This is a genomic window from Klebsiella sp. 64 (assembly GCF_018223915.1).
Taxonomy (GTDB): domain Bacteria; phylum Pseudomonadota; class Gammaproteobacteria; order Enterobacterales; family Enterobacteriaceae; genus Klebsiella; species Klebsiella pneumoniae.
Genome location: NZ_JAGRQZ010000023.1, coordinates 1 through 17,551 on the forward strand (window position 1 = coordinate 1; position 17,551 = coordinate 17,551).

At 49.9% G+C, this 17,551-nt stretch carries 17 protein-coding genes and 2 pseudogenes; 15 read left to right on the forward strand and 4 right to left on the reverse strand.

Translation table 11 applies throughout. From position 1 onward, the window contains the following. Nucleotides 1–231: 231 nt before the first annotated feature. Nucleotides 232–660 carry a GFA family protein gene (locus KHQ23_RS16715; protein ID WP_001554382.1) on the forward strand — a complete coding sequence of 143 codons (429 nt, stop codon included), beginning with the start codon at nt 232–234 and terminating at the stop codon, nt 658–660. A 320-nt stretch (nt 661–980) separates the two neighbouring features. Here the strand turns inward: KHQ23_RS16715 and KHQ23_RS16720 are convergent, their stop codons facing one another. Next, nucleotides 981–1,949, reverse strand: a complete 969-nt coding sequence (locus KHQ23_RS16720) for an IS5-like element IS903B family transposase (RefSeq protein WP_211777054.1) — start codon at nt 1,947–1,949, stop codon at nt 981–983. A gap of 31 nt (nt 1,950–1,980) precedes the next feature. Between KHQ23_RS16720 and KHQ23_RS16725 the strand changes: the two are divergent. From KHQ23_RS16725 to KHQ23_RS16735, 3 genes and pseudogenes are all read left to right on the forward strand, one after another. Next, nucleotides 1,981–2,253: pseudogene (locus KHQ23_RS16725) on the forward strand (integrase); the annotation flags it as partial. A gap of 39 nt (nt 2,254–2,292) precedes the next feature. Beyond that, a protein-coding gene (locus tag KHQ23_RS16730) for an IS1 family transposase (protein WP_281099795.1) occupies nt 2,293–2,990 on the forward strand; the annotation gives its coding sequence in 2 pieces (ribosomal slippage) (nt 2,293–2,542 and nt 2,542–2,990; 699 coding nt in all). A 15-nt stretch (nt 2,991–3,005) separates the two neighbouring features. Then, nucleotides 3,006–3,416, forward strand: a pseudogene (locus KHQ23_RS16735) (helicase-related protein); the annotation flags it as partial. Between the two features lie 107 nt (nt 3,417–3,523). On the opposite strand, the gene KHQ23_RS16740 reads toward KHQ23_RS16735, so the two are convergent. Next, entirely contained in the window at nt 3,524–4,597 is a 1,074-nt protein-coding gene (locus KHQ23_RS16740) for an aromatic acid exporter family protein (protein ID WP_211776917.1), read from the reverse strand. Between the two features lie 265 nt (nt 4,598–4,862). On the opposite strand from KHQ23_RS16740, the gene KHQ23_RS16745 reads away from it, so the two are divergent. Next, nucleotides 4,863–5,372, forward strand: a complete 510-nt coding sequence (locus KHQ23_RS16745) for a DUF2778 domain-containing protein (RefSeq protein WP_004187073.1) — start codon at nt 4,863–4,865, stop codon at nt 5,370–5,372. On the opposite strand, the gene KHQ23_RS16750 is transcribed toward KHQ23_RS16745, so the two are convergent. Then, a protein-coding gene (locus KHQ23_RS16750) for an IS3 family transposase (RefSeq protein WP_211776919.1) occupies nt 5,369–6,576 on the reverse strand; the annotation gives its coding sequence in 2 pieces (ribosomal slippage) (nt 5,369–6,255 and nt 6,255–6,576; 1,209 coding nt in all). The two genes, KHQ23_RS16745 and KHQ23_RS16750, sit on opposite strands and share 4 nt — an antisense overlap. 89 nt (nt 6,577–6,665) lie before the next feature. On the opposite strand from KHQ23_RS16750, the gene KHQ23_RS16755 reads away from it, so the two are divergent. The 10 genes from KHQ23_RS16755 to KHQ23_RS16800 all read left to right on the forward strand — a co-directional run bounded on the left by KHQ23_RS16755 (nt 6,666) and on the right by KHQ23_RS16800 (nt 17,132). Next, nucleotides 6,666–7,127, forward strand: coding sequence for a fumarylacetoacetate hydrolase family protein (locus KHQ23_RS16755; RefSeq protein ID WP_224253942.1), 462 nt, complete (start codon nt 6,666–6,668; stop codon nt 7,125–7,127). A 604-nt stretch (nt 7,128–7,731) separates the two neighbouring features. Then, the gene (locus KHQ23_RS16760; protein ID WP_032430998.1) at nt 7,732–8,952 is read left to right on the forward strand and encodes an urea ABC transporter substrate-binding protein; all 1,221 of its coding nucleotides are present in this window, start codon (nt 7,732–7,734) and stop codon (nt 8,950–8,952) included. Between the two features lie 96 nt (nt 8,953–9,048). Continuing rightward, complete coding sequence (locus KHQ23_RS16765) at nt 9,049–9,918, forward strand: branched-chain amino acid ABC transporter permease (protein ID WP_023328873.1); 870 nt, start codon at nt 9,049–9,051, stop codon at nt 9,916–9,918. A gap of 9 nt (nt 9,919–9,927) precedes the next feature. Beyond that, nucleotides 9,928–10,989: an ABC transporter permease gene (locus KHQ23_RS16770; RefSeq protein ID WP_032738457.1), complete on the forward strand. Its 1,062-nt coding sequence runs from the start codon at nt 9,928–9,930 to the stop codon at nt 10,987–10,989. Then, nucleotides 10,986–11,720: an ABC transporter ATP-binding protein gene (locus tag KHQ23_RS16775; protein ID WP_023328875.1), complete on the forward strand. Its 735-nt coding sequence runs from the start codon at nt 10,986–10,988 to the stop codon at nt 11,718–11,720. Before KHQ23_RS16770 ends, KHQ23_RS16775 begins: the two co-directional genes overlap by 4 nt. Further along, complete coding sequence (locus KHQ23_RS16780) at nt 11,717–12,436, forward strand: ABC transporter ATP-binding protein (RefSeq protein ID WP_023328876.1); 720 nt, start codon at nt 11,717–11,719, stop codon at nt 12,434–12,436. The genes KHQ23_RS16775 and KHQ23_RS16780 overlap by 4 nt, the downstream gene beginning before the upstream one ends. 32 nt (nt 12,437–12,468) lie before the next feature. Further along, nucleotides 12,469–13,455 carry an acetamidase/formamidase family protein gene (locus KHQ23_RS16785; RefSeq protein ID WP_023328877.1) on the forward strand — a complete coding sequence of 329 codons (987 nt, stop codon included), beginning with the start codon at nt 12,469–12,471 and terminating at the stop codon, nt 13,453–13,455. A gap of 95 nt (nt 13,456–13,550) precedes the next feature. Continuing rightward, nucleotides 13,551–14,723, forward strand: a complete 1,173-nt coding sequence (locus KHQ23_RS16790) for a transporter substrate-binding domain-containing protein (RefSeq protein ID WP_023328878.1) — start codon at nt 13,551–13,553, stop codon at nt 14,721–14,723. Beyond that, nucleotides 14,707–15,348, forward strand: coding sequence for an ANTAR domain-containing response regulator (locus KHQ23_RS16795; protein WP_032430981.1), 642 nt, complete (start codon nt 14,707–14,709; stop codon nt 15,346–15,348). The genes KHQ23_RS16790 and KHQ23_RS16795 overlap by 17 nt, the downstream gene beginning before the upstream one ends. A 50-nt stretch (nt 15,349–15,398) precedes the next feature. Next, the gene (locus KHQ23_RS16800) at nt 15,399–17,132 is read left to right on the forward strand and encodes a nitrilase-related carbon-nitrogen hydrolase (RefSeq protein WP_032738458.1); all 1,734 of its coding nucleotides are present in this window, start codon (nt 15,399–15,401) and stop codon (nt 17,130–17,132) included. Nucleotides 17,133–17,253: 121 nt separating this feature from the next. Here the strand turns inward: KHQ23_RS16800 and KHQ23_RS16805 are convergent. Further along, on the reverse strand, nt 17,254–17,551 hold a 298-nt coding region (locus tag KHQ23_RS16805), incomplete at its 5' end, for a transposase domain-containing protein (protein WP_040088324.1).

A 17,551-nucleotide genomic window follows, 5' to 3' on the forward strand; every position in this document is an offset into this window, starting at 1 on the left:
TTAATGACGAAGACCTGAAACCGGTACTGTCAACCTGACTGTACCAGGCTGGCATTAAACACAAGGTAACGCTCACTGCAATAAGTGAGCGCAGTCCGTTATGAGCGAAGAGCGGATATTCAGACCGACTGATAGCTGATTTTGAGTTGCCAAAAAGAGCGCTCCTATTCAGTACAAAAAAGATGGTAATGTTTCATAAAATCTCTTAGGCCTTGCAGGAATGGTTTTGAAATGAATGGATCTTGTTTGTGTGGAACAATTGAATTTGAACTTACTCATAAACCAGCAGTGTTTTATCGTTGTCATTGCTCGCTTTGCAGAAAGCAGAGCGGCGTGGGTTACAATCTCGCCACACTAGTCAAAGACAGTGAGTTTCGCTGGATTAAAGGGGAAAACTGCATTGCTTCATGGTCTAAGCCAACGGGGTACCGTACAGATTTTTGCAATGTATGTGGCTCAACTGTGCCTAACAGTCTGCGAGACGTACCTTATGTCTGGGTTCCTGTTGGTTTAATTGACGAACGTCTTGAAATGGAATGTGCAGGAGACTTCTGCACTGATGATGCAATGCCCTGGGATGAAACCCGCTCACCTAGTTGTCACGCTGGACCTGTCGAGTCGCTAGCCTCGCTTTTAAAGTACCTGAAACTCAATTCCTGAGCGTCAGCATTTGGCACAAAGCAGACGTTAAGACTTACAGCATCGGGAAACTTCTGGATGCCGCGTCAGCGGCATGGAGGCGCCAGATGAGGTTACATGTGTCTGTGGAGTCAAATGGCGCCGAAAGCCCGGCGTAGCCGGTTACCGGGCTATAAATTCTGCCACCCTACCCCCTTGCCCTGATTAGCCTTAACCATCTAACAGCAATGAAGAAGTCAAAGTAATCCCTTTTAACCCCGGTGAGCGGGCTTTACGGCGTTTACGGGCTTTGTTGAATAAATCAGATTTCGGGTAAGTCTCCCCCGTAGCGGGTTGTGTTTTCAGGCAATACGCACGCTTTCAGGCATACCTGCTTTCGTCATTTTGTTCAGCGCTCGTACCAGGGCCATAGCCTCCGCAACCTGACCATCGTAGTCACGCAGCGTCAGTGAACCCCCGAACAGCTGTTTTACCCGGTACATCGCCGTTTCCGCTATCGAGCGACGGTTGTAATCTGTTGTCCATTTCCACCGCGCATTACTCCCGGTCATTCGCTGATTAGCCACTGCACGGTTACGGTCTGCATACTCACCGGGCCAGTAACCCGCACCTTTTCGGGGAGGAATAAGCGCGCTGATTTTTTTGCGGCGCAGTGCATCGTGACAGAGCCGGGTATCGTAAGCCCCGTCTGCCGCGGCTGCCCTGATTTTTCTGTGAGTCTGCCGGATAAGGCCCGGGAAGGCTTCTGAGTCCGTGACGTTATTCAGCGACAGGTCTGCACAGACAACTTCATGTGTGTTGCTGTCAACAGCAAGATGCAACTTTCGCCAGATACGACGGCGCTCTTTGCCGTGCTTTCTGACTTTCCATTCGCCTTCACCAAAGACCTTCAGCCCGGTGGAATCAATTACCAGGTGTGCGATTTCACCCCGGGTGGGCGTTTTGAAACTGACATTAACCGACTTTGCCCGCCTGCTGACACAGCTGTAATCCGGGCAGCGTAGCGGAACGTTCATCAGAGAAAAAATGGAATCAATAAAACCCTGCGCAGCCCGCAGGGTCAGCCTGAATACGCGTTTAATGACCAGCACAGTCGTGATGGCAAGGTCAGAATAGCGCTGAGGTCTGCCTCGTGAAGAAGGCGTTGCTGACTCATACCAGGCCTGAATAGCTTCATCATCCAGCCAGAAAGTTATGGAGCCACGGTTGATGAGGGCTTTATTGTAGGTGGGCCAGTTGGTGATTTTGAACTTTTGCTTTGCCACGGAACGGTCTGCGTTGTCGGGAAGATACGTGATCAGATCCTTCAACTCAGCAAAAGTTCGATTTATTCAACAAAGCCCCTTATTAGCCAACGGAATCGACCCGCAAATTCAAGCTGAAGTTGCTGAGGAACAGCAACAAATCGCACTGGACAGTATTTTTTCAACGGTCGCCGCTAACTGGTTCCAGCTCAAAAGCAAAAGCGTTACCCCTGATTATGCAAAAGACATTTGGCGCTCACTGGAGAAAGATGTATTCCCTACCATTGGTGAGCTCCCCGTTCAGCAAATCAAAGCCAGGACACTGGTTGAAGCTCTTGAGCCAATTAAAGCTCGGGTGATGCTGCCAACTTACTGATTTAGTGTATGATGGTGTTTTTTTGGTGCTCCAGTGGCTTCTGTTTCTATCAGCTGTCCCTCCTGTTCAGCTACTGACGGGGTGGTGCGTAACGGTAAAAGTACTGCCGGACATCAGCGCTATCTCTGCTCTCACTGCCGTAAAACATGGCAGCTACAGTTCACATACACCGCCTCTCAACCCGGTACGCACCAGAAAATCATTGATATGGCCATGAATGGCGTTGGATGCCGGGCAACCGCCCGCATTATGGGCGTTGGCTTCAACACGATTTTACGTCACTTAAAAAACTCAGGCCGCAGTCGGTAACCTCGCGCATACAGCCGGGCAGTGACGTCATCGTCTGCGCGGAAATGGACGAACAGTGGGGCTACGTCTGGGCTAAATCGCGCCAGCGCTGGCTGTTTTACGCGTATGACAGGCTCCGGAAGACGGTTGTTGCGCACGTATTCGGTGAACGCACTATAGCGACGCTGGGGTGTCTTATGAGCCTGCTGTCACCCTTTGACGTGGTGATATGGATGACGGATGGCTGGCCGCTGTATGAATCCCGCCTGAAGGGAAAGCTGCACGTAATCAGCAAGCGATATACACAGCGAATTGAGCGGCATAACCTGAATCTGAGGCAGCATCTGGCAAGGCTGGGACGGAAGTCGCTGTCGTTCTCAAAATCGGTGGAGCTGCATGATAAAGTCATCGGGCATTATCTGAACATAAAACACTATCAATAAGTTGGGACCATTACCCGCCCTGTCATTATTAACGGTGATACCAGCACTAAAAGTAATAGTCAGAATAGCCGCCAGAGGCTGATCGATGATTTCCAGGTTCATCCTGGATTTGGGGTGATTATTCTCTCTACGGTTGCAGTCGGTTTCGGTGTTAACGTACAGAAAGCCAATCATGTTATTCATTTCACTCGTTGCTGGAACCCAGCCAAAGAAGATCAAGCAACAGATCGGGCGTACCGGATTGGGCAAATTAAAGATGTGTATGTTTATTATCCGACGGTGAGGGATCCCGAAATCACCACATTTGAAGAAACTCTGGATGACCTTCTGCTGCGGCGGCGTTCATTAGCAAGAGATATGCTGTGTGCAACTCCTGACTTGAGTGGCGCTGATTTTGAGGACATTTTGAAAGGGGCGTTGGACTGACCCCGCCCCGGTAGACGATCCTGCCCTATAGTTGGCCTGGCGGCAGAGATGGAGTAGACCGCTGAATGTCAACGGTCGTGTAGAATACTGGTATCTCTGCGTGACAATCATGCGTCACGTGAGCCCAGCAGTGCCTGTAAGGCATGCTCCAGTTGCCGTGCATTATCTTCTACCGTGAGCCATTCTGGCGGTAGTTCATGGCGCTGGTCAGCGGTGGACTGAGGTGGTGTTCCCATACAAGCCTGTGGGTCACTTTCTTTAAGCGCAACAACGGCGGATTGACGGGCTAGTACCATGCAGCTATCCGACAACCACTGACAATACGTCATCACGACAGTTGGTGGTGGATTATGGGTGTGTGACATGGCCCGGCTGAGACTTTCCGCTAATAAAAGGGAAGTCGCGTATACCCGGATTGCATGGCGGTCGTAACGCTGTGTGACGGTGGCAAGCCGCCCGGCGTTTAGCCGACCCCGTAGTGACCAGCGTTTACTGACCTGTGCTTCAGCTACAGCGGCGCGAAGAGCGGCCAGAGCGGCCTGAGCCTCTGAAAGCTGACTCAAAGCGGCCTCTGCTCCCTTACTGCTTTGCACCTCACAGGCTCGTAGCATTCGATCCAGTCCATTACCAATCTGACGCAGGAAGTCGGAGGTTGAACGCCCAATGTCGCTGAATGGATTAGACGTAAAGAGCACCTGGCTGAATAATAATCCGACAGAGGCTCCCAGCAGAACGTCCACTAAACGTGTACCGCCCGCGCTTTCAGGCCCCATGGCAAGAACCAGAGCCACCGATACTCCAGCCTGGATGGGGACCACCGGAGCCGGGCCGATGGCGGCGCCCAACAAAATAGCGAAGAACATACCAATGCTCATCCGCACCAGTGGATGAGTATCGGGGAGCTGCCACATCAACTCCCCCATCACGATACCGAACGTACAGCCAATAACCAGATTTCTGGCCTGTTTCAGGTGACTGGGTACACCCGGAGCAAGACATACCACGGCGCTGACGATGGCAAACGTAGGATGCTCATGTCCTAACAGCCATACCGCCAGTAACCATGCCAGCAGGCAGGCCAGTGCCGTAGCAAGCGCATCGCGCGCTGCCAGCCTCGCACGTGAAGGAAATCCAGTGGTGATTTGGCGCCAGGCCAGGCGTAGACGAACTAACCAATGCAACAGGAAACTCCTCAGCGATGATGCGCATGATGATTCACGGTTCTGGACGACCCGAACAGATGCCCGAAATAGTAGATCACATTGCGGGAAAAGGGGGCAGGATTATGCGTTCTGATGCTTCTCTGAGCATTGATATACCGCCGCCAGGCACTGACTACCAACATAAAATAAGATTATTTCAAATAAAATCATATTATTAACATAGATTGTCTACTAAGCAGCCTGTACCTTAATCTACAGTTCAAAAAAGGATATTGGGTGGTGCATGACTCTGCATGGAAGGTTTGTCATCAACGATGCGCATGACTCGCCGTTATCGTTTGCTGGGGCCGGAACATTTTTAGCGTTTTCTGGCGATGGTATTTATCGCAATCGAGGGGCTTGTGACATGAAGCCGACCGCAGGCCCGGTTCCGGCGGGTAAATACTGGATTGTTAATCGTCCTGAAGGTGGACTCCGATCGCACGTTAATGCCGGTGTTCGGGATCGTTACAACCAGGTCATGAATGGTGCGACGTTCAGGCACAGGCGGGATGATTGGGGAATCGACGATGACACATGGAATGAGGGGGTTAAACGCGGTAACTTCCGTTTGCATCCTGGCGCGCTATCAAAAGGGGGTATCACTCTGCTACATGCTTCAGATTTTGCCATGTTGCACAATGCGTTACTAAAAACACCGCAGGTGGATGTTCCTTGTATGAGTAAACTCAAGGCATACGGCACAATTGAGGTGATCTTGACCCTCCATCTCCGGACAGCTTTTGTATCTTAAGTTAACGATGTCCGCTGCCGCCGATATTCCCTCGGGGAGTGATATCCCAGCGCGCTGTGCGGGTGGTTTTCATTGTAATGCGTGAACGCTACTGCAAGGTTTCGCAGTGCTGTTCTCACATCCGGTTTTGGCATGAACGCGATATAGTCTTCTTTCATCTTTTTCACGAACCGTTCGGCCATGCCATTACTCTGCGGGCTGCTCACCGCTGTTGTGCAGGGCTCCAGATTCAGCTCTCTCGCGAACCTCCGCGTTTCATACGCGGTATACGCTGAACCGTTATCCGTCAGCCACTGCACTGGTGTTTCCGGTAGCCTGTCGCCGAAGCGCTTTTCCACCGACCTCAGCATCACATCCTGCACGGTCGAACTGTCATAGCCTCCCGTGCTTGCTGCCCAGTCTATGGCCTCACGGTCGCAGCAGTCCAGCGCGAACGTTACCCGCAGTTTTTCGCCGTTGTCGCAGCCGAACTCGAAGCCATCTGAACACCAGCGCATATCGCTTTCTGCCACCGCTATCTTGCCCTTATGTTCACGCTTCGGTCGCTCTGGTTTGTGATGCAACAACAACAGGTTATGCTCGCTCATTATCCTGTAAAGCCGTTTGGCATTCACAGGTGGCTGTCCCTCTGTGCGACGTTGCTTGCGCAGGATGCCCCACACGCGTCGATAACCATAACTCGGCATATCGCTGATAATGTTGAGGATAGCCGACAGTATTTCTGCGTCTGCTTCTTCATTACGCCGGTTACAGCGCCTGTCCTGCCAGTCGGCAGAACGGTTAATCCGCAGTGACAGTTGCGCACGCGACACGCCCATGGTCCGGCTGACCATGGCTATTCCCCGTCCTTTGGCAACAAGGGCGCGTGCGCTATCCATTTTCGCGACTGACCGTACTCCACGGCTTCTTTCAGGATCTCAACTTCCATCGTCTTCTTGCCCAGCAGGCGCTGGAGCTCCCGGACCTGCTTCAGAGCAGCAGTAAGCTCAGAAGCAGGAAGGACGTCCTCTCCAGCCGCAACGGCGGTGAGGCTGCCTTCCTGATATTGCTTCTTCCACTTAAACAGCAGGCCGGGCTGGATACCATGCAGGCGGGCGACATGGGAGACATTCATACCCGGCTCCATCGTCTGCTGGATAATGGCGATCTTCTCCTGAGGAGTTTGACGTTTACGGACTTCTTTCCCTAACAGGATCCCGGTCATCTCAAAATTGGCGTTAGTGTTAGACATATATATTCAAGCCTATCTCTTATCTGGAGATACAGCTACTGTCCGGTGTTTCAGGGGGCTACATCAGTGAGGCAAAGCAAGTTAGCATTGAAAACGCTTTAGGTTATGTCGCTGGCTATTCCATTGTTAATGATGTCTCAGACCGGGGTTTTCAGTTTCAGTCATCTCAATGGGATAAAGCGAAAAGCTGCGATACATTTGGCCCTGTTGGTCCCTATATCGTCACGCCCGATGAAGTTGGAAATCCACATGAATTAGATATCTGGCTGGAAGTTAATGGTGAAAAACGTCAGCAGAGCAACACCCGTCAGATGATTTTCTCCGTAGCAGAAATCGTCTCTTATGTTAGCCATTATATGACGTTAAAGCCCGGCGATCTCATTGCTACGGGTACCCCTGCCGGAGTGGGTTTAGGCATGAAGCCGGTGCCTGTCTGGCTAAAGGCGGGTGACCGAATCCGTATCCATATTGAGAAACTGGGATATCAAAACCCACTGGTAACAGAACAGACTCCCATTCGCTAATATGGGAGGTGCCCCAGGCCGATATATTCGTTTACATTGACGTCTTCTACAACCGGGCCCGGCGCCACACTCATCCCGGCGGCGTCAGTCCGGAGGACTTTAAACTGACCTCGTCGTGAGGACAGGGAATACCTGCTGAGGTGGGGTCAGTCCAGTTATAGATGGTATCCATTTTAGCAGCAATAATTATAGCCAGACTCCAAATGGGTGTTAAATATCTTATTGGTGCAATTTATTAACCCTTTGTTCTTAATCTCTCAAATCTTCGCACGATAATATAGCTGTTTCCCTATGATATATGCACAGTTAGCACGTGTGTTCTCATGGGCTATTGTTGTGCAACTGCCTGCCCCGAGTTGGTGCAATACTTTCCAGGCGCCACTTTTATTTTTATTAGAAATTAATAGTTGACAATGCTCAGAAATAATTACTATAGTGATGCTGACTTCTCCGCAAGAACGCCAACGTTGTCGGCTTGTGGTTATGGCAATAGAGCCCTCGCAATGTCATTTGACTTTGCTGGGCTTTTTTTTTGGCTTTTTTTCAGGTCTATCTATTAACTGAACCAGGGGTACTTATGTCCAGAATAAAATGTCATTACAGCATGCTATCAATCGCAATTGCTACTGTATTTACCGTAACCACTTCAGGAATGGCAACCGCGGCAGAACAACCAATAAAAATTGGTTTACTGGAAGATGCTTCAGGTAATTTTGCTTTACCGGTTATTCCTAAAATTCATGCGACTGAGCTTGCAATAGACGAGATTAATGCCAAAGGCGGAATACTCGGGAGAAAAATTGATTTAATACAATACGATACGCAATCCGACAACACACGTTTTCAACAAATGGCCCGTCGTCTGATTAAAAACGATAAAGTGGATGTGATTTTTGGGGCATTTTCCAGCGCCTCGCGTGAGGCTATCCGGCCGATTATGGATCGTGAAAAACAGCTTTACTGGTATAACAATCAGTATGAAGGTGGCGTGTGTGACTCTAATGTTTTCGTCACTGGTGCGGTTCCTGAACAACAATTTTCTACATTAATTCCATGGATGATGGCGAAGTATGGTAAAAAAGTTTATACCATTGCTGCCGATTATAATTTCGGGCAAATATCGGCTGAATGGGTCCGCAAAATTGTGAAAGAAAATGGTGGTACCATGGTGGGTGAAGAGTTTATCCCACTGAGCGTCTCGCAATTTGGTCAAACGATTCAAAATATCCAGAAAGTCAAGCCCGATTTTGTGATGACATTATTGGTTGGGGCGAACCAATCTTCCTATTATGAGCAACAAGCGGCGGCAAAACTAAATTTACCAATGGCGAGCTCCGTCAACGTTGGCCAGGCTTATGAGCATAAACGCTTTAAAGCCCCGGCGCTGAAAGACATGTATGTCACGACTAATTACATAGAAGAAGTAGACAGCCCGGCCAGTAATGACTTCAAACAACGCTTCCATGCCAAATTCCCGAATGAACCCTACATCAATCAGGAAGCGGCTAATGCTTATGATGCGGTTTATCTTTACAAAGCGGCAGTAGAGAAAGCCGGCACGACTAATATGGATGCTGTTCGTAAATCGCTGGAAAGTGGTGATATCTGTACTGATGGACCGTCCGGAAAAGTATGTATTGATCCCAAAAGTCACCATTTGAGCCATACCATCTATCTGGCCCATGTAAAAGATGATCATTCTATCGAGATACCTAAGGTATGGGAAAATATCAAACCTTACTGGCTAGGAGACGCTGGCTGTAATTTGCCGGTAAAACCGGACCACAGCCAGTACACCCCATCATCACCACCTAAAAAATCGTAAATCAAACCACGTGCCAGGGAAGTGCTCGAGTAACGGGAACTTCCCTGTTATATCCATTTTAAATCGTGTCAATCAGGACACCGGGGATTGCCAACGATGTTAGCGCTTTCTTTTATTTACTCAGTGATTTATCAGTTTGGCGATAACTTCGCTTATCTGGTGCTGGCAGCATTGGGGCTGGCGGTTATCTTCGGCATGATGGGGGTGATAAATCTGGCACACGGTGAATTCATTATGTGCGGTGCCTATGTCACCATACTGATGAACAAATCGGGTTTGCCGCTTCCATTCGCCATGCTGTGCGGTACATTAGCCGCGGCATTCTTCGGCGGAGTCATCGAGCGTCTCATCGTGCGCCATCTTTATGGGCGTCTGTATGACTCGGTAGTCGCAACCTGGGCTATTAGCCTGATTGTGCAACAAAGCATGTTACTCATCGCCGGTCCATCACTGGAAGGGCTCTCAACACCTTTCGGCTCTTTCACTCTCGGCGAATATTCTTTTGCGACTTACCGTGCACTGCTGCCTTTCTTCGCCATCGCTATATTAATGATGCTCTATTGGCTGTTTTTCCACACCAACTACGGAGTCTGTGCCAGAGCGACTATTCAAAATGCCCGTATGGCCTCCTGCCTGGGGTTAGAAACTGACCGTATTTATACCTTAACTTTCGCGCTGGGTGCTGGATTGGCCGGGCTGGCCGGGGCTATTTATGCCCCGACGTTGACTGCCGTCCCTACCATGGGGAGCAGCTTTATTATCCAGGCCTTTGTTTCGGTCGTCGTGGGCGGCGCAAATGTCTTGGTTGGCACTATTCCTGCCGCAATTGCCCTGGGCGCAATACAGACCGGGTTAAATTCCTGGTATGGGCAACTTGCTGGCCAAATTGGCTTACTGGTCACCGCCGTACTGGTTATTCGCGTACTACCGAATGGTGTTGGCAGCCTGTTTACCCGTAACCGCTAGGAGCTGAATGTGACAACAACCTCTCTTAATTTATCGGCGAATGGTATGAAGAAACACAGACAATCCTCGAGCTGGCTGGCGACATTGTTAATTTTAGCTGGTGCTCTCATGCTACCGTTAGTGGTCGATAGCACCACGATCGGTGACTTTTCCTACTTTCTTCTCTGGACCTTCGGCGCCATCGGATTAGCTGCGATGTGGGGACATGGCGGTATTTTATCTTTCGGCCAAACGGCGTTCTTTGGTCTGGCGGGTTACGCCTATGGTGTGATGACATTAAACTTCGGCGCTGGCGTGCTCTCTACCTGGTCCGGTTTAATTGTCGCATTGCTGCTTGCCGCTGCAGCGGCTGCGGCACTGGGTTACCTGATGTTTTACGGCGGGGTAACCGGTATTTTTGTTGGTATCGTAACCCTGTCCTGCACTCTGGTCCTGGAAACCTTTATGTCACAAACTGCAGGTCCACAATGGGCTATCGGCAGTGCGCGTTTGAATGGTTTCAACGGTATGTCAGGGATGCCCCCCTTGTCCATACCATGGGTTAACGGTGACTTGCCACTGGAAGACAACGGCTTTTATTACCTGATTATCTTGCTGCTCGCGGGTGTTTATTGGGGGGTGAGGACGTTGTTACGCTCCAATTTTGGCCTGACGTTGGCCTCAATTCGTGAAAATCCTCATCGGGCAGAGATGCTCGGCATTGATATCCGCCGTTATCAATTACTGGTGTTTGTGCTGGGAGGTGTACTTTCTGGCCTGTCCGGAGCACTTTATACCCTGTGGGGATCATATATTACCCCGTCATCAATGGGTTTATCCGCCGCTGCAATGCCGGTCATCTGGGTTGCCACCGCTGGGCGGAAAAACATTTTTGGCACGGTGATCATTACGGCCATCCTGGTGTGGCTATCCCAATGGTTAGCTGTTTATGGCAGCGAATATGCCTTGATTCTACTGGGCGCCATCTTGCTGTTAGTGGTATTAGCGGCGCCCAACGGACTTTTATCCTGGCTGGCTGAGAGCATCACCCGCTTGCTCTCCTCACGCCGGAAAAAGGAGGACTCGCTATGAATCAGGTCTCGCAGGAACCGATCCTCAAAACACGGGGATTAAGCAAACACTTCGGTGGTGCTCAAGTTATCAATCAAGTTGATTTACAAATACGTCGTGGCGAAGTGCGATGTGTTATTGGCCCAAATGGTGCCGGTAAAAGTACCTTTTTCAAATTACTCACTGGCGAGCATGTACCCAGTAATGGAGATATCCACTTTTTCAATCAGCGGATAAATACCTTAGCGCCTTTTCAGCGTATTCAAATGGGAATGAGCATTAAGTTTCAAATTCCCGGGATCTTTCCTGAACTGACAGTTGCGCAACATTTGCAATTATCTCTCAGCCATTTACGCCCGGAAGTTCGCTCACAGGCAGTCAGTGTGGATGAGTTATTAGAGCGTTTTAAGCTTACCGCTGAATGTCGTCAACTCGCGGCTAATCTATCCCACGGCAAAAAACAGTGGCTAGAAATTGCTATGGCGGTGTCGCTGCAACCCACGTTACTCATGCTCGATGAGCCAGTCGCAGGCTTGTCAATTGATGAAACCTACCTGACTGGCGAGTTAATTAAGCAAATGCAAAATGACGGTCTGACATTACTGGTGGTGGAGCATGATATGACATTTGTCCGGCAAATTGCTTCACAGGTCACGGTCCTTCATGGAGGGAAAGTTTTTGCAGACGGCAATGCCGGCGAAGTGCTGGCTCGCGAGGATGTAGCAGACATCTATTTGGGGAAAACCGTATGACTAACGTTGTTTTACAAATGCAGGAGCTGGCCGGTGGCTATGGCGGTGGGCAAGTTCTCAATGGCGTAACACTGCAGCTACATGCAGCCGAGGTATTGGGTTTGATTGGCCGCAATGGCGTAGGCAAAACCACATTGATGCGCACATTAATTGGCGTTGTTCCGGCAAAGCAAGGCCAAATTTTATTGGGCGAAATTGATATTACTCAGGCCTCACCGCAGCGCCGCGCTCGTTTAGGCATTGGCTACGTCCCGCAAGGGCGTGAAGTTTTTACCGGGCTGACCGTGTCGGAGAATCTGCAAGTCGGAATGCAATTTGTCCGTGAACATCGCGAATTTGCAAAAGAGATGCTGGATCGGGTACTGGATTACTTCCCCATATTGCGGCAAAGGCTCAAGCAAAAAGCCGGAACTATGAGTGGCGGTGAGCAACAGCAATTGGCGATTGCCAGAGCCCTGGTGGGCTCACCAAAGGTCCTGCTGCTGGATGAACCGTCCGAAGGTGTCCAACCTTCTATCGTCAATATCATTGCCGATACCCTGGTACGCATCGCCCGGGAACTCCATGTGGCCGTGATCCTGGTCGAGCAGGATATTGCGATGATCCAGCGGGCCGCACAGCGCTGTGCGGTAATGGATAAAGGCCTGGTTGTAGAAACGCTGACCCAACAACAGCTCTCTGATGATCTTTTAATGCGTCGTCATCTGGCTCTGTAACTAAACGCTATAAATTACGTGGAGAATAACATATGAAATGGTTGGAAGAATCCATTATGGCCAAACGCGGTGTTGGTGCCGGGCGTAAACCGGTAACGCATCACCTGACGGAAGAAATGCAAAAAGAGTTTCATTACACCATTGGCCCTTATTCCACACCCGTCCTGACCATCGAACCCGGTGACCGGATTATTGTCGACACTCGAGATGCTTTTGAAGGTGCTATCAACTCGGAACAGGATATTCCGAGCCAGTTGCTAAAAATGCCCTTTCTCAACCCACAAAACGGACCGATCATGGTCAATGGCGCGGAGAAAGGTGATGTGCTCGCTGTCTATATCGAATCCATGTTGCCCCGCGGCGTTGATCCCTACGGCATCTGCGCCATGATTCCGCATTTTGGCGGACTGACCGGGACCGACCTGACGGCCATGCTCAATGATCCGCTGCCAGAAAAGGTGCGCATGATTAAACTCGACAGTGAAAAGGTCTACTGGAGCAAACGCCATACGCTTCCCTATAAACCCCATATTGGCACCTTGAGCGTATCGCCAGAAATTGACTCAATCAATTCACTGACGCCAGACAATCACGGCGGGAATATGGATGTGCCGGATATAGGACCAGGGAGTATTACCTATCTGCCGGTACGTGCGCCTGGAGGCCGCCTGTTTATTGGTGATGCCCATGCTTGTCAGGGTGATGGTGAGATTTGCGGGACCGCAGTAGAGTTTGCCTCAATCACCACCATCAAAGTCGATTTGATCAAGAACTGGCAGCTTTCCTGGCCACGAATGGAGAATGCCGAAAATATTATGAGTATTGGCAGTGCACGTCCGCTGGAGGATGCGACGCGAATTGCATATCGCGACTTAATTTACTGGCTGGTAGAAGACTTTGGCTTCGAACAATGGGATGCCTACATGCTTCTGAGTCAATGCGGCAAAGTGCGGCTGGGCAACATGGTCGACCCCAAATACACCGTTGGCGCGATGCTGAACAAAAACCTGTTAGTTTAGTAGGAATAACTAACCGGTGAACATTACCCGGATGTAGATCGGGGTAATGTGTAAGTTCAAACAATCGCTATTTTTAACAGCTAAAGCAGGTGCATATGGGGCCAGATACACCCATCAATATTGGTTTACTTTACTCCTTCAGCGGAGTGACGGCGGCACAAGAGTTGTCACAATGGCGCGGAGCAACCCAGGCTATTGCCGAAATTAATCAAAATGGCGGCATCAACGGCAGACCACTCAATGCAATTCATTTGGATCCGCAATCTGACGATGTACTGTTTCGTGCCATGGCCGAGGAATTAATTACCGAACATGAAGTAAATGTGATTTTTGGCGGCTATACCTCCAGCAGCCGAAAAGCGATGTCACCGATTGTTGAAAAGTATCGTCGGTTGCTGTTTTATTCGCAACTGTATGAGGGCTTTGAGTTTTCAGAAAATATTTTCTATGGCGGTGCCGCGCCTAATCAGAATTGTGTACAGCTGGCTGACTACCTCGCGGCTCAGTTTGGGACACGGGTTTATTTGATTGGTTCCCGTTATATTTATCCCTACGAATGTAACCGCAACATGCAGGAATTAATTCTGCAACGGCATGACGGAGCAGTGATTGGTGAGCGTTATCTTGATTTGAATGCGCCCTATGAAGCTTTTCTACCTATTATTGATGAGGTCATGAAAAAGCAGCCAGATTTTATTTTCAGCACTGTTGTCGGGCAGACCGTTCCTTTCCTGTATCAGGCTTATAAGGCTGCAGGTTTAGATCCTGCGCGTATGCCTATTGGTAGCTTAAATACCTCAGAAACTGAGATTGCCATTATGGGCGCGGAGGCCGCAAAGGGGCATTTTACTTCCGCCCCCTATTTTCAAAGTATTAACACCAAGGCAAATCAATCCGCACTCAAACAATTCCGTAAGCAATTCGGACCGGAAATGAGTACGGACATGAATTGGGAGGCCACGTACAGCCAGGTACACCTTTTTGCAAAAGCCATGGCCGAGTGTGGCAGTGATCATATCTACCCGTTATCAACCGCGCTGAGGGGTAGCCAGTTTGATGCTCCCCAGGGGCGTATTCGTATTGATCAGCTTAATCAGCATACCGGGCTATATCCGCGCATTGGTATGGCAAATGAAAATGGGCAATTTACAATTGTCCAGGAGTCTCGCCGTATTGTCGATCCCGATCCCTATATGACCAATCAGATTCAGGGCGATTGGGTAACGAAGCTAACAACTGTGGGGTATCCATATGCGCCCTCACGATAGCAGACTTAGCACAACAGCCATATTACTGAGTCGGGGGATTCGTTGCGTAGTGTTACACCCCGATGATGATGACGGTGCAACACTCACTAATCATTTACGCCGCATGGGATTTAAGGTTCAGGCCTTCTGGCCTATTCCTGAACGACTTCCCGCTGATACGGACCTGATTTTCTATGCATTACAGTCAGATAACCCAGAACCAGACGTGTCGTGGCTTAATCTGAGTAAACATGTCCTTATCGCGGTTATCGCCTATGAAAATCCAACGTTTATCGATCAAACCATCAGCATGGGTGCGGGAGCCACGATAACAACTCCAATTCGCTCTTCAGGCTTACTCTCTGCGATGGTGTTTGCTTTGCACCATGCTCAACAACAACGGCAGATGAGCGATCGAATAGAACGACTGGAGAAAAAAATGCTCGGTATCCGTCAGGTTAGTGAAGCTAAAGCCATCCTGATGAGAATGCACAGCATTGGCGAAGAACAGGCTTATGAGATTCTGCGCCATCAGGCTATGGACAAACGTATTACTGTCGAAGAGATCTCATGTTCGTTAATACAGGCCAATGACATTTTCTCCTGGACTACGCCCGGGGCGCCAGCATCCGGAAAAATGAAGTAAGCCTTACCTGGGCTCCCTGAACATCGCATTTATTAATCGTGAGGATCATCATGCCGATAGCCCCTTATCTTGCAGCCGCAATTCAATTCGAACCCTTAATGTTTGCCAAAGAAGCCAATTTACGTCAATTACTTATATTGGTTGAACAGGCGGCACAGAAAGGTGCACGCTTGATTACAACCCCGGAAATGGCAACAACGGGATACTGTTGGTTTGACCGGCAGGAGATTGCGCCGATGGTAGAAACCGTCCCTGGCGAGAGTACAGCACTTTTTGCTGAGTTAGCGCAACATTATCAATGCTATATCGTTTTGGGAATGCCTGAAATCGACCCCAATACATCGCTGTATTACAACAGCGCCGTATTAATTGGGCCTGAGGGTGTTATCGGTTGCCATCGTAAAACCCACCCCTATATTTCAGAACCCAAATGGGCTGCGGCGGGCGATTCTGGACATCAAGTCTTCGATACTCCGCTAGGACGCATTGGTATGCTGGTTTGCATGGATATTCACTTCCCGGAAACAGCCCGCTTGCTGGCCCTGGACGGCGTTGACGTCATTTGTCACATCAGCAACTGGTTGGCAGAACGCACCCCCGCGCCCTACTGGATTAGCCGGGCAATGGAAAACGGTTGTTATCTGCTGGAGAGTAACCGCTGGGGACTAGAACGCGGAGTTCAGTTTAGCGGCGGTAGTTGTATTATTGAGCCTGATGGCAACATTGCCGCAGTGGTCGATAACGGTAATGGGATAGCGTATGCCGAAATAGATATCAACCGTAGCCGCCAGCGCCAGGTATTAGGGGAGCCGGTTTTTTATCAACGCCGTCCTGATTATTATCACTTACTATTAAGCGACAGTTTTTTATGGAACCCGCAGGATTTCTTTGGGCTGTATGGACATCAGCCACTCCCCCCAGGCAAGCAGAGCCGTATCACCGTGGCGCAGTTATCTCCCGGTGAGCAAGTTGAAGATAATCTGGCGGCGATAATCGCCATGACAAAAGAAGCTGTTTTGGAGCAAGGTAGCGAGCTGATCGTCTTCCCTGAATTAGCCTTGACAGGTCATTACGATAATGCGGCTCATGCTCAAACGTTAGAAAGCCCGGCAGTGCAGACGCTGGCTCGCCTGGCTATACAGCTAAGAGTCTACCTTGTGGTCGGAATGGCAGAAAAGCAACATGATAAAAACTACATTGCACAGATGCTGTTTGGGCCAGAAGGGATAATCGGCAGTTACAGGCAAATCCATCTTTCGCAGGAAAGCCAAAAATGGGCCAGCGCGGGAGAACACTGGCGAGTGTTTGATACCGCGCTTGGCAGAATTGGATTGTTGTCAGGTCACGATGCCCTGTTTCCCGAATCAGCACGAATTCTCGCTTTAATGGGATGCGATATTATTGCGTGTTCTGCTGCGCTTTCGGCAGGATTTACCGCCGCCCACGCGGGCAGCTCTGTGACACAGAATTTCCCTATCCCAACAGGGGCCGATCCGCTGCATTGGCACTTATTCAGAACCCGTGCGGGAGAAAACAATCTTTATCTGGTTTTTGCTAATGCACTTGATGGTATAGATGGGGCAGGAGGATTTAGCGGAATTTTCGGGCCAGAAACCTTCACTTTTCCACGGCAAGAACGGCTGCTTTGGCAGGAAACGCTGGTCACAACACAAATCGTCGACACACGCTCTCTTGCTGACAGCCCTTATCCAACCAATGTGGTACGGCGTAAAGATCTGGTTGCCATGCGCCAACCCCATCACTATAAACCGCTGCTGTATTAAGCCTTTTCGTTACAACCCGGGTTAATAATTGCGCCCTTCATCACTGATGAGAAGCAATGAAAAAAACCCAGACTATTAACTAAAGTAAGCGTGCAGCGAGAACCGTATTGACGGGGATGTGTTATTCAGTTGGCAGTGCTACGCGCCAGGGGAGTAGTTCGCTGACCCGGTTTATCGGCCAGTCAGCAATGACGTCAAGGACATAACGGAGGTAGCTTTCTGGCTCCACTCCGTTCAGTTTGCATGTCCCGATCAGGCTGTACAGCAGCGCTCCCCGCTCTCCTCCATGATCCGAACCGAAGAACAGGTAGTTTTTGCGGCCCAGGCTGACCATCCGTAGCGCATTCTCAGCTATGTTGTTATCTGCCTCGGCCCAGCCGTCGTCAGTATAGTAAGGGCTTTGTTGAATAAATCGAACT

Excerpts from the sequence above, each read along its gene's own strand:
- KHQ23_RS16780 (WP_023328876.1), top strand. The coding sequence starts at position 11,717 with ATGACTAACGTTGTTTTACAAATGCAGGAGCTGGCCGGTGGCTATGGC.
- KHQ23_RS16745 (WP_004187073.1), top strand. The coding sequence starts at position 4,863 with ATGACTCTGCATGGAAGGTTTGTCATCAACGATGCGCATGACTCGCCG.
- KHQ23_RS16785 (WP_023328877.1), top strand. The coding sequence starts at position 12,469 with ATGAAATGGTTGGAAGAATCCATTATGGCCAAACGCGGTGTTGGTGCC.
- KHQ23_RS16765 (WP_023328873.1), top strand. The coding sequence starts at position 9,049 with ATGTTAGCGCTTTCTTTTATTTACTCAGTGATTTATCAGTTTGGCGAT.
- KHQ23_RS16795 (WP_032430981.1), top strand. The coding sequence starts at position 14,707 with ATGCGCCCTCACGATAGCAGACTTAGCACAACAGCCATATTACTGAGT.
- KHQ23_RS16775 (WP_023328875.1), top strand. The coding sequence starts at position 10,986 with ATGAATCAGGTCTCGCAGGAACCGATCCTCAAAACACGGGGATTAAGC.
- KHQ23_RS16800 (WP_032738458.1), top strand. The coding sequence starts at position 15,399 with ATGCCGATAGCCCCTTATCTTGCAGCCGCAATTCAATTCGAACCCTTA.
- KHQ23_RS16715 (WP_001554382.1), top strand. The coding sequence starts at position 232 with ATGAATGGATCTTGTTTGTGTGGAACAATTGAATTTGAACTTACTCAT.
- KHQ23_RS16760 (WP_032430998.1), top strand. The coding sequence starts at position 7,732 with ATGCTATCAATCGCAATTGCTACTGTATTTACCGTAACCACTTCAGGA.
- KHQ23_RS16790 (WP_023328878.1), top strand. The coding sequence starts at position 13,551 with ATGGGGCCAGATACACCCATCAATATTGGTTTACTTTACTCCTTCAGC.